We start from the raw sequence: 1,908 nt of genomic DNA, 5'->3' as shown, positions 1-1,908 counted from the left end.
CAAGATATAGTAAATAAAAATGGTCGAACAATTTCGACGGGAGGGGTAACATTAACGTTAAATGCTGAAAATACGCTACCTACAGGGCTTGTAAAAATTAACTTAACGGGTCCTAAGGAGAGTAATCCTGGTTCTTTTATTCCTTCAACATTTTATTTACACGATAAAAACAATGACCCATTGTATAATTTTAGATTAGAGCGTTGGTATGTAGCTAAAAAAGGCGGTGCAGGCGGTTATCAAAATGCCGTAGCGTTTTGTAATAACTTTAATGGTGGTGGATATCGTATGACCAAAGTGCTTGATTTTACCAATGCAAATAGAACGGAAGTAGATTGGCAAAATGGTATAACAGACGGAAGCTATTTACGAAAAATTAGTTATAAAGTAAATGGTTATTGGATGGGAGGATTACTTAGCGAATGGGGACGTATGACTCAGATTTACTACAAAGATAGTGATTGGGAGTTTTTTAGTGTTGGCGATCCTGCTTGGTGGAGGGATATGAGCGGGTATTATTGGGCATCAGATCAACTTTCCAGGGATGTTAACTTTGTTGTAGAAGCTAGTAGTGGTCTTGTCGGTGCCAAAGAGCATTCTGATCAAGATTATAGAGTAGCCTGCGTTACACCTTAGTTTGCAGCTACCATCTAAAACACGTCTAATCATGGTTATTTAGGCAAGAAAAAACTAAATTTTTTGCCAAGATAACCAATAAAATTCACATTGATGTAGACTAAGAACTAATAAAGAATTAAAGAAAAATACCATCGTTATTTCAATTGCGGCAGGTGTTACCATTAAAACAATTGCCAAATGCGTGGGTTATGAGCAAAAAATTATACGAGTTATGCCTAACACACCAGCCCTTGTTAATGCCGCTATGTGTTCAATTACCCCCAATACCGAAATTACCGATGAAGAATTGTCTATTGTTCAACAATTATTAAATTGTATTGGTGAAACGGAAGTTGTTCCTGAAGATTTAATTGACGCAGTTATTGGCGCAAGTGGATCTTCCCCCGCTTTTGTGTTTATGTTTATTGAAGCATTAGCTGATGGTGCGGTTAAAGGCGGATTATCAAGAAAACAAGCTTACAAGTTTGCTGCCCAAGCAGTTTTAGGATCGGCAAAACTATTATTAGAAACAGGTAAACATACAGAGGAGTTAAAAGATATGGTCTGCTCACCTGCGGGTACAACCATTGAAGGAGTGCAAATACTTGAAGCCAAAGGATTTAGGTCAGCTGTTATTGATGCAGTGGAAGCAACGATTACTAAATCTAAATATCTTGCGGAAAAGTAAATATAAAATTATCTATATTTTATATTTATTAAGTAATTTTAAAGGCATTACAAATCAAAAGATATGATTGAATATTAATCACTATTGAGAGTGGGCAATTATAGAAAAAGTGTTTAATGAGGAGTAGATAAAATATCTTTCTTTAGCTATGAACAATATTAACTAAAAAATGACAACTAATACTTGATGATTTGAATAAGTAAAATAATAGCTAGTAAATTAATACTAGTTATTATATTGTTGATGTACGAAAATATCCAACAAAATATTACAAACTTTTAATTCTCGATTATCAGCTTATAAATTTAACTCTATCAATATAATTCATAAATAAAAAAGTTAAATTTACAAATCTTAACAAAAAAATAAGTTTATTTACTTTAAAGCGATACGTTTTTATGTTTATAATCTAATGCATTATTTATGCTAGTTATCAACTATGTATTTCAGACCCTAAAAATAAAATATATTAAAAGTGAATTAAGAAAGAGTAATTAATAAATTATTAGTTACTAATTTGCTCATTTAATTTTATAAAGACAAAAGAAAGTGGAAAATTTTTGAAAAATGAGATAGGAAATGATACAATGAAAAAGGAACAG

Annotated in this window: 1 protein-coding gene and 1 pseudogene; both read left to right on the top strand. The window is 31.9% G+C overall.

The features are described 5' to 3' along the window. Positions 1-636 (top strand): hypothetical protein (locus tag J6569_RS10985; protein ID WP_296318486.1); only part of this gene is annotated, 636 nt, incomplete at its 5' end. A 124-nt stretch (positions 637-760) separates the two neighbouring features. Then, positions 761-1,306 (top strand): annotated as a pseudogene (proC, locus tag J6569_RS10980) (pyrroline-5-carboxylate reductase); the annotation flags it as partial. Positions 1,307-1,908 lie beyond the last annotated feature (602 nt).

The sequence above is a fragment of the Gilliamella sp. genome (assembly GCF_024104075.1).
GTDB classification, from domain to species: domain Bacteria; phylum Pseudomonadota; class Gammaproteobacteria; order Enterobacterales; family Orbaceae; genus Gilliamella; species Gilliamella bombi.
The sequence above is the reverse complement of the archived record's forward strand: the minus strand, read 5'-3'. Positions and strand labels throughout refer to the sequence as shown.